Origin of the sequence: Bradyrhizobium vignae, assembly GCF_004114425.1 — a bacterium.
Lineage (GTDB): Bacteria > Pseudomonadota > Alphaproteobacteria > Rhizobiales > Xanthobacteraceae > Bradyrhizobium > Bradyrhizobium vignae.
Genome location: NZ_RDQF01000069.1, coordinates 25,562 through 34,867 on the forward strand (window position 1 = coordinate 25,562; position 9,306 = coordinate 34,867).

A 9,306-nucleotide genomic window follows, 5' to 3' on the forward strand; every position below is an offset into this window, starting at 1 on the left:
TCACCGCCAGCGTCTCTTCGGCATGTCAGGCGTTCGTGTCGTGCGGCGTATCCGTCGCCGTGTCGAAATGCCCTACGTTGAAGTGATCCGTTGGGCCCATCAAATCGATGGCGTATTCGAGTGCATCGTCGCAAGACATCGAAGCGAGCGCGCCCTGTATGTCACCCGAATGATCGGGACCGTGCGAGCTGAAATCACCCGCGAATTCACCATGGGAGAAGTCGAACTTGGCTAGCGCTTCACCCGGACTGCGATCGGTGTCGCCCCTGCTGCCATCGTCAGCCCCCTTGTCCCAATAATCCTTGGGCTGGTATTCGCCGTCCTTGACGTCCTTCCAGCTACCATCGTGCGCTGGGTAGTCGCCCTTGGCGTCTTTCGGGTAGGCACCCATGCCGCTAAGCTTGGAATAATCGTCCTTTCCGTCGCTGTTCGAATACTCGTCGTTACCCCTACGATCGTCATTCCACTTTGACTGCTTGCCCTCGCCGCAGTCGTCGGGCTTGGTCGACGTGCATTCCTCGGGTGGGACGCCGGTTCCCGCAAGCTTTCCGAGCCCGAGAATGCTCGTAACGCTGCTCAGGATAGACATGGCTTCGCTCCTCGCTTCAGCTTTGCGACGGCACGAGGGTCACGCGCGCGTGCCCTGCCGGGATCACCACGCGGTCACCCCTACTGTCGCCGAAGCACACCCGTGGATGCATCGGCGAAGAAATAAGTTCACGCCTCATTCGAGCTGCCGGCGCATGGCCACGAGCTCTCTCCGGATCCACGCCTTGACGGTTCCGACGGGAACCCGCAGACATTCGGAAATCTCCTCGTGCGTGCGCCCGTCGACGATCGCCAGAAGCAGGCTCGCGCGACGCTGTGGCTCAAGCTGGTCGAGCATGGTTCGCAGCGTCATGCTGTCTGGGATACAGGACGCAGGGTTCGGAGTGGTCTGTTCGCGCGCGCAGATGGCATTCAATGCATCATCCTCGAGCGCGAGTTCGCGCCCGGCGTTCTGCCGCATCTTGAGCGCTGTGTTGCGGACGATCGCGTAAATCCAGCCCCGGGCGGATCCTCGCGCAGGATCGAAGTCTTTCGCACATCGGAGAATCTGCGCGAATGCGTCGTGGATGACGTCCTCGGAACGCGATCTGTCGTGCACGATCCGGTGCGCCATCGCGCGCAGCTGTTCCTTCTCCCGGGCGTAGATCTTGCCGACGGCCGACTGCGATCCGGAGGCGCACTCCAGCAGAGCGGTTTCGTAATCAAGCGCCGTCTCGCAATTTGAATAACCCTCGTGCCGCGCTGCGGCGGAGCGAGGCGTTCCCTTCGTCACATCGGCGCATGGATGGGGCATGGTCGAAGTAACCCCTCACAAAGCAGATTCGCGACTGCTTTCACCTGCAGGACTGCCCGTGGCATTCAATGCCCTGCATTTAAAATTAATTTAAATAACCCGTTTTAAAAAAATACGAAATCGACCGTCGGCGAACTCAAGTCAACAGCATCAACTTCGTTCCCGACGTTTTCAAACTTTTCCCGACCGCCAAATGGCCAACGGTCGTCACCGGCGCAGGCGGGTAATGCGTCGTGCGCGTCGGCCAGGCAAGTCGCCGTGCGAAGCGACGTTATCCCTTTCGTCGACTTCGAAAATGGAGGCTTCAAAAACGGTCGCTAAGTCGCATTCATAACTTTAGCGCACACATCTCCGACTACGTCTAAGACCTTTGCGCAGCGATCATGCAGCCAAAAGCCAAGGCGGTTCTTGGACCGAACTCCGCTATAGCGTCCCAGCGCGCGTTCGTTCGAAACGCGTCGCATCTCCGTCACGCCGTCAAGAAGATCCGAACGTCCAATCGTTATGACGAAACCGCACCGTCACCTCGCATACGACGTTGCAAAATCAGGATGCGACAAAGCGTCAAACGCGCGCCGCTCACAAAATTTGCGCGGCCGTGCATCCAAATTGGCGTCTTGCACCTAGTGATGACGTGGCAACAGTTACATCAATGTTCCGCCACTTACATCGAAAGGAGGCCAACATGCTAGAGATGACCAATCTTGCTCACCCTATCGAACTGTCAGATGAGGAGCTCGACCTCGTGGCCGCCGGCACCGGCGGCTGTGGGTGCCATGATGGATCACTGATCCGAACTGGCGACATCAATGTCCTCAGCGGAAACCAAGTTCAGGTGGGCCTGCTGTCCAAGCAGTCCCAGTCCCAAATCTTTGTTGGGTAAAGCCAAGATGCGTCGGCGAACCGCTTCTCCATAAGGGGAAGCGGTTCTCCGGTATCGACCCGCAGTCTTGCTGCGGCGGAACGCTACTCCGCGCAGCGCTGATGAGTAAGAGCACAGCAAGGCGCGCCCATGGCGACTCGGCCAGCTCTATTTCGCAAGGAAGCCGTCGACTTTTTGCATCAGCGCCACAGCTGGGGTGAGGTCGTATTGCTGCAGCCGCTATCGAGCACGCTCCTTAGCTGGAGCCTGGTGGGGCTCGTCATACTCATTCTGTGCTTTCTCTCAATCGCGCAATACGCGCGCAAGGAGACCGTCTCCGGGTATCTCACGCCGACCTCCGGCACAGCCAAGATTTTCGTGCCACAACAGGGCTTCGTTAAAGCGATACAAGTGAAGGAAGGGCAAGAGGTTGCGGAGGGTGACCCGCTCCTGACCGTAGTCACTTCCCAAATCACCGCCAGTGGCGATGACGTCAATGCCACCGTCCTTGCAGTGCTGACGCAGCAACGCAATGTGGTCGAGCGACAAATCGATGCGGAAGATCGACGAACCGCCTCGGAACAGGATCGCCTCGCTTCCACGATCAAGGGGATTGAAGGAGAGATTGCCCAGCTCGAGGACCAGCGGAACATCCAAAACGAGCGGTTGAAGCTTTCCGAGAGCTTCGTATCAACGGGCGCTAAGCTAACCGCGAGCGGCGCATTGCCAACGATTGAGCTCAAGCGCCGCGAGCAGGCCGCCCTTGAGCAAAAGCAGAGCGTGGTCTCGCTGGATCAGCAGATCACCGCACGGCGCACCCAATTGACAGACGCTCGGCATACACTCGAGCAACTCCCCACCGTCGCCGCAGAGCGGATCCGAGGACTGCGTAATGAACTCTCCTCGATCGAACAGCGCGCGGCCGAGGTGAACGGGCGGCAGGCTTACGTTATCAGGGCGCCAACGAGTGGCCGCGTGTCCGCGCTGCAGGCGACTGTTGGCCAGATCGCCGATCCAAGGCATATGCAGCTCGAAATCATTCCTCTTGATGCGCACTTGCAGGCGGAGCTGTTCTTTCCGACACGCGCGTTTGGCTTTGTGCGCCCCGGCCAGCAGGTAAGAATACTTTATGAGGCATTTCCTTATCAGAAATTCGGCACCTACCGCGGCAGCGTGACAAAGGTCTCCCACACGATTCTGACCGGCAACGAAACGACCGGGCCGATCACCCTCAAGGAACCAGCTTACCGTGTGACGGCGGCTCTCGAGCGGCCCGACATCGACGCCTATGGCCGCAAGATGCCGCTTCAGCCGGACATGCTGCTGAGGGCCGACGTGATCCTTGAGCAACGGCCCCTGATGAGGTGGCTGCTCGATCCGGTGTTGAGCGCGAGGATGTAGCGCATGCAGGGACTTTTGAATTTCAGCGGACGCAGATCCCTCCCAGTCATCCGGCAGACGGAGGCGACGGAGTGCGGGCTCGCATGCCTCGCCATGGTAGCATCTTATCATGGTCATCGAACTGACCTGAACAGCCTGCGGCGCCGGCATCCGGTGTCCCTAAAGGGCGTCACTCTTCGCGACCTCATGCAGATTGCAGCTCACCTCGGACTGGCATGTCGGCCGCTGCGAATCGAGATCGGCCACCTCTGCCAATTACGTGTGCCGGCCATTCTGCATTGGGACATGGCTCATTTCGTTGTTCTGAAAGCATACAGGAGGAAAGGGATCGTGGTGCACGATCCGGCAGCCGGCGAAAAATGGCTCCCCCTCACTGAAGCGTCTAGACACCTCACCGGGGTCGCGCTCGAACTCTCGCCCACTGAAAAGTTCTGTCGCACGGATGAAAGAGTGCGGCTGCCGTTCTCGGTGTTCTGGAGCGGAATGAACGGAAGCAATTATGCTCTCGCCCAAATATTAGTTCTGTCGGTAGTCATCGAAATTCTTCTACTCGCCGCCCCTTTCTATATGCAACTCACCGTTGACGAGGTCATCGCCAGAGGAGATGTCGATCTGCTGGTCGTACTCGGGCTAGGATTCGCGCTCCTTCTCCTGATACGGGTCGCGTCAACCGCGACCCGCTCGTTCATTATTCTTGTTCTGCAGAACACGTTGAGCTTTCAAATCGGCGCGCGGCTGTTTCATCATTTGGTGCGCTTGCCACTCTCATTCTTCGAAAAGCGGCACATCGGCGACATCCTGTCTCGCTTCAACTCGATCGAACCCATCCGCAACGTGCTCGCGGAGGGATTGATCACGGGGCTGATCGACGGTCTCATGTCGGTGTTGATGCTGGCGTTGATGTTCACCTACAGCGTCCAGCTCGGACTTGTCGTCCTGCTGGCGTTCGCGTTGTATGCCGCCCTGCGGCTCGCTCTCTTCGGCATGTTCCGACAACGGAGCGAAGCCGCCATTCACAGCAAGGCAGACGAGAACTCCACCTTCATCGAAACCGTGCGAGCGGTGCAAAGCCTAAAGTTGCTCAACCGAGAGAACGAGCGGGAGGGCCAGTGGCTGAACCGCTATGCTGCGTATATTAATGCCAACGTGCGGCTAGGGCGGGCGAGGATCAGCTTCAAAGCCATGAACGACACGATATTTGGCTTGGAGAACGTGATCACGATCTACCTTGCCGCTCGTCTCGCACTGGACAACCTCATCACGGTTGGCATGATATTCGCGTTCGTCAGCTACAAGCTGCAGTTCGCTGAGCGGACAGCGCTGTTGATCGAGAAGCTGGTGGATGTCCGCATTCTCGGACTGCACCTGGAGCGTCTTGCCGACATTGCGCTCACCCCGCTCGAGCGGGGGCACGACCTGGACCTGTCCTATATCCGACAGATTCGCGGCGCGATCGAACTGCGTAACGTGTGCTTCCGGTATGCAGAAGGAGAGCCTCTGATTCTCAACAACGTCAATCTGTGCGTTGCTCCCGGACAATTCGTGACGATCATGGGACCCTCGGGCTGCGGCAAGTCAACCCTTGTCAAGATTATGCTTGGGCTGCTCGAGCCGACAAGCGGAGAGGTTCTGATCGACGGCCTTCCACTGAGCCAGATCGGAGCGCGCGTCTATCGCGAGCAAATTGGCGCGGTGATGCAGGAGGATCAATTGCTGTCGGGGTCGATTGCCGACAATATCTGCTTTTTTGATACGACATTCGATCTGCAGGGGATGATCGAATGCGCGCGGATTGCCGGGATCCACGACGACATCATGGCAATGCCGATGAGCTACAACAGCCTCATCGGCGACATGGGAAGCTCGTTATCCAGCGGGCAGAAGCAGCGAGTACTACTTGCGCGTGCGCTCTATAGGCGACCGAAGATCCTCTTTCTGGACGAGGGCACGGCACATCTCGACACCGAGAAGGAGAAGGAAATCAATGCGAATCTTCGGCATCTAAACATGACGCGGGTGAGCGTGGCGCACCGACCCGAGATCACCCACGGAGCGGATATGTTCATCCGTCTTGACGCGGCGGCGAAGCCATTTCGGGTCGGAATGACAAGCGACAGACCAGCAGCGGCGCCTGAGCGAGATGTCGGGGCCACCGAGTTTGCCGCCGAAGGTGCGAAATCGACCGAGACCGCGCACGCTCACGATGCCTGCCCCGGGGGTGCCACGGGCAATGGCGCGAAGCGCGATCCTGGCTCGAGGGACGCCAACGACGACTGCCAACCACCCAAGGATTACGGCCGGCCGTCGAAAGACGACTGCAACCTCAAGCCGTCCGGCGCCTGCGGCAAAGCCGATAACCCGGGTGAAGCGCTGGCCAAGATCGACTTCTCGCGATGCTGATTTCGGGTTCGCGCCGTCTGGATCTCGGGTGGCGTCGCTTCGATGTCGTCCGACGACGGGCTCGGATGTGGCATCGGCCGGCCAAACGCGAGACTGATTGATCCGCCTGAGGGTCAAATTCCGGGAGGGCAATCGAGAGAAGGGCCGTGGCCACAGAAGATGAGGCTCGCGCGCACCAAGTCGGAGCCCGCCAGGCGCGGGCTCGCCATTGAAGGTCACCAGCACAGTCCGCTTATTGAGTTGGGCTGCGAAAGGCGCTCCGTCGCAGCTTCAGCATGCGGCTGCGCATGGCCAAATTTGCGCGACGGTGCGTCCAGATTGTCGGCTTCCGACTAGAAACAACATGGCAACCGCTACAGCAGGTTCGTTCGCAGGGTGGCCGAAAGCAGGCAGGATGCCCACCGCGTACATCGACCAAGAAGCGAGCGATGCCTGGGCTTCTCCGATTGGAGGGTGAACGATGGACGTGCATGACGAAACAACCGATGATCTAATCGGCGAAGGGACCATCATCATAGACGGACGCAACGAGAGAGTCTCTTACTGGCTCACCGTTTCTCCTGAGGGTGATCCCGTACTTGCTGAGGGCTCAATCTCGGGATCGGAACGACTCATAAGAAGCCTTATTAACGCAAGAAATGTCAAGCTTGCTGTGGGGGCGACGGGCCGGTTGTCACCCTCGAATGCGAAGGCGGCTCAGGCGAAGAGCAGTGGGTCAAGGCTCTGACCGGCTGAGAATCACAAGACTGGTATTTGGCTCTCCATAACAGGGCGTTCCGGCGAGTCCTATAATAGACCGGCCTAAGACCGAGGCCGAAGCAGCCCGTTGAGACACGCGTTCCAGTGCAATGATTGACCGAAAGCAGCTCCAGGATATGTCCATTGACGAGTTGTGGGAGCTGCACCAGGACGTCGATTCAGTGCTGGCCGCGAGGATAGCCGCTAAGAAGGAACTCCTCGAAAGTAGGCTCGAGCAACTTCGCGACCAAGGGCAGCAACCAGGAAAGGGCTCAGGCGATTCCTCTGAGAGCTAACGTGGAGGCGCCTTCAAGGCGGCCAGCGTGCCGACCTCAGCGTGCCCCTTGTCTAGTGCGTTCGTATCCACGCTTGGCACTCCGCGCAAACGTGTGAAGTTGTTTTTTTGCTTTCGTCATCGACCATTTCCCTTTGTCGAATCGGGCAGCCCGGCGCTATCGCGCAGGGCCTAACCCACCTTGTGAATACCAATGCCGCCGGCGATCGCCGGTGGCTCTGTTCAACTGGTGTTCCGGTCGAAGGCCGTGTTCGGTGCGTCAGGTCTGTCGCTTCTCTATTTGCCAAATTGTTCGAGCCTCGTTGCAAGCCTCGCCTGTCTCACCTCAGCCAAGCCGCGAGAAACGCACTCAACGGTATTTGCTATATGTGGTGGGATGCGTTTCCGAGCTTGGCTCTTGCCGAATGGATCGTGCTGCGCCTAAACGGCTCAGAGATCGGGCCGAAGAGTGCGCGGGACTGGCCGAGATCATGAAGGCCGAGATGGCCCGCGACACCTACTGAAAGCTCGCTGAGGCTCACGAAGCTTGTGGCGAACAACGACGAATCAATTCGAGAATAAAGTAACGGGGGAGTCGGCACCTCTTTCACTCCATCTCGGCGGGAAAAAGTGGCACCGTTTTTTATTTCGCGCTAGCCTTGTGCCATACGCGAGTCGGGGGGATTCATGGAACGGAAGCCTTTCGAGAGCATGGCTCTTGAAGAGCTCTGGCAACTTCACACCCTCGTCAATGATGTTCTGGCCGGGAGGCTTTTGGCGAAGAAGGAAGAGCTGGAGCGCCGACTGGAGCTCCTCAAGCGCGAAGACAAAGCTCCCCATTAAGGCCTCGCAATCCGCTCGCCGGTTCGCCTGGCAGGACTAGCTGCTTGAGGGAACCTTGATTGCTGGCGCGAACCGCTCGGAGAATGTTGCGGCCTTTGCATCCCGTGCTGCGGAAAGGGCAGCCGAAATAAACGTCGAGCATCCGATGGTTGCGAGCACTAGGAGAGCCGCACCGAAAATCAGCCTACGCATTTGAGCCTCCCGCAACGGGCGTTACCAGCACAGCATCGGATTGCGTTGTTTCAGCTTCGCTTCGTTGGCGGCCTCAAATGGCTTCATACACGCGGCCGTGAATGCGCCCCATAACCTCTCAGGCGATTTGAGCGCTCACCCTCATCGTCCCGCGCGGCGACCCTGGCGCGCTCCTGCTGCTCCACAGTCGCGAGAAGGTCGAGCTGGCGGAAAGCAGGTCCTGGTCGTGCATAAACTTTACGTCGTTCTGCTTTCTGCCGGCGCTTGGACACCTTACGCACGGATCGAGAATACGCGGTTGACAGGATGCTGCAGTGTTCCCTCCGGGAACAAATCGACCTGGCTGGGACGCGGTAGTCGTCGTTTAAATTTGTTAAGGACTAGGTTCGCCGAAAAGGGAAGACTTCGAGCGGGTGCCCAACGGCGGCGCCAAAGAAGAATAGTTGGGGGCGTCCATGAGCACCCGCGGTCGAGCGGTGATACCTGCTGCTGCAATTCGCGAACGTCTTCAGAGCATCGTTTCTGCACTGGTTGAATTAGAGGAAATCCGAGCCCGAGTTCTCGCGGCTGAACAGAGCGAAAAACCAACAAGGCCCAAGCCGAAGAAGCGCCCCCGCCGAGGCAAGCCCACTAGCAGGAAGCGCTAGCCGCGTCGCCCATGGCTTGCGACCGCGGCGGGCGGCCAGGAGCGATCCTTCCTGCTCTCAGTTCGACTGTTGGTCTTGCGTGCCATCGTTCCCACGACCTGTTGCCAGCTCGTCCCCACGGGCAGAAATATTCCATGGACTCGGATTCACAAATTTGAATCCCAAGCGGACGATTTCTTGGGATGAAGCTGTGTTTGCCGACTAGACAGCGGCAGACCTCTCGGTCCCAGCTCCGTTTTTCGATCCGGAAAAGCCTCCAGGCTGGGGCCGATGTGGTCTACTCCGGAAGCGAGCCTTTTCCTCCCAGCAGCCGCGCATAGTGCAGCTCGAGCCAACGTCCGGCCCGTACACGCCGGCCGATGATGGGCCTGCTCATTGATCTATCGCAATGGTCTCCTCGGAGGGATGGTCCTCCCAGGAAGCTTGCGATGGGCACGGATTACATGGCGGAAGCTGCCCGGCATCGTAACCGTCCGGTGAGGCTTTCAATTACCCACAAATTCTGCTCCGACCATGGCGCCCAGCGCAATGTCGGTGAGGCGCGACAGCCCGCGCCACATGACGGTATTACCGGGCGGCGGATCGCTGGCGCGGGCGAGATAACCGC

6 protein-coding genes are annotated in these 9,306 nt (G+C 58.8%); 4 read left to right on the forward strand and 2 right to left on the reverse strand.

The window, feature by feature from the left end:
- Window positions 1-25: 25 nt before the first annotated feature.
- Window positions 26-589, reverse strand: a complete 564-nt coding sequence (locus tag EAV90_RS34585) for a hypothetical protein (protein WP_129145975.1) — start codon at window positions 587-589, stop codon at window positions 26-28.
- Between the two features lie 135 nt (window positions 590-724).
- Window positions 725-1,342, reverse strand: a complete 618-nt coding sequence (locus tag EAV90_RS34590) for a sigma-70 family RNA polymerase sigma factor (protein ID WP_129145976.1) — start codon at window positions 1,340-1,342, stop codon at window positions 725-727.
- Window positions 1,343-2,027: 685 nt separating this feature from the next.
- Between EAV90_RS34590 and EAV90_RS34595 the strand changes: the two genes are divergently transcribed.
- The 4 genes from EAV90_RS34595 to EAV90_RS39870 all read left to right on the forward strand — a co-directional run bounded on the left by EAV90_RS34595 (window position 2,028) and on the right by EAV90_RS39870 (window position 7,860).
- Window positions 2,028-2,225, forward strand: a complete 198-nt coding sequence (locus EAV90_RS34595) for a hypothetical protein (RefSeq protein WP_244607743.1) — start codon at window positions 2,028-2,030, stop codon at window positions 2,223-2,225.
- Between the two features lie 129 nt (window positions 2,226-2,354).
- Entirely contained in the window at window positions 2,355-3,605 is a 1,251-nt protein-coding gene (locus tag EAV90_RS34600; RefSeq protein WP_129145977.1) for a beta-barrel domain-containing protein, read from the forward strand.
- A 3-nt stretch (window positions 3,606-3,608) separates the two neighbouring features.
- The gene (locus EAV90_RS34605; protein ID WP_129145978.1) at window positions 3,609-6,005 is read left to right on the forward strand and encodes a peptidase domain-containing ABC transporter; all 2,397 of its coding nucleotides are present in this window, start codon (window positions 3,609-3,611) and stop codon (window positions 6,003-6,005) included.
- Between the two features lie 1,699 nt (window positions 6,006-7,704).
- Entirely contained in the window at window positions 7,705-7,860 is a 156-nt protein-coding gene (locus EAV90_RS39870; protein ID WP_160118875.1) for a hypothetical protein, read from the forward strand.
- Window positions 7,861-9,306 lie beyond the last annotated feature (1,446 nt).

Coding starts and splice junctions, on each gene's coding strand:
- EAV90_RS34585 (WP_129145975.1), bottom strand. CDS start 589: ATGTCTATCCTGAGCAGCGTTACGAGCATTCTCGGGCTCGGAAAGCTT.
- EAV90_RS34590 (WP_129145976.1), bottom strand. CDS start 1,342: ATGCCCCATCCATGCGCCGATGTGACGAAGGGAACGCCTCGCTCCGCC.
- EAV90_RS34595 (WP_244607743.1), top strand. CDS start 2,028: ATGCTAGAGATGACCAATCTTGCTCACCCTATCGAACTGTCAGATGAG.
- EAV90_RS34600 (WP_129145977.1), top strand. CDS start 2,355: ATGGCGACTCGGCCAGCTCTATTTCGCAAGGAAGCCGTCGACTTTTTG.
- EAV90_RS34605 (WP_129145978.1), top strand. CDS start 3,609: ATGCAGGGACTTTTGAATTTCAGCGGACGCAGATCCCTCCCAGTCATC.
- EAV90_RS39870 (WP_160118875.1), top strand. CDS start 7,705: ATGGAACGGAAGCCTTTCGAGAGCATGGCTCTTGAAGAGCTCTGGCAA.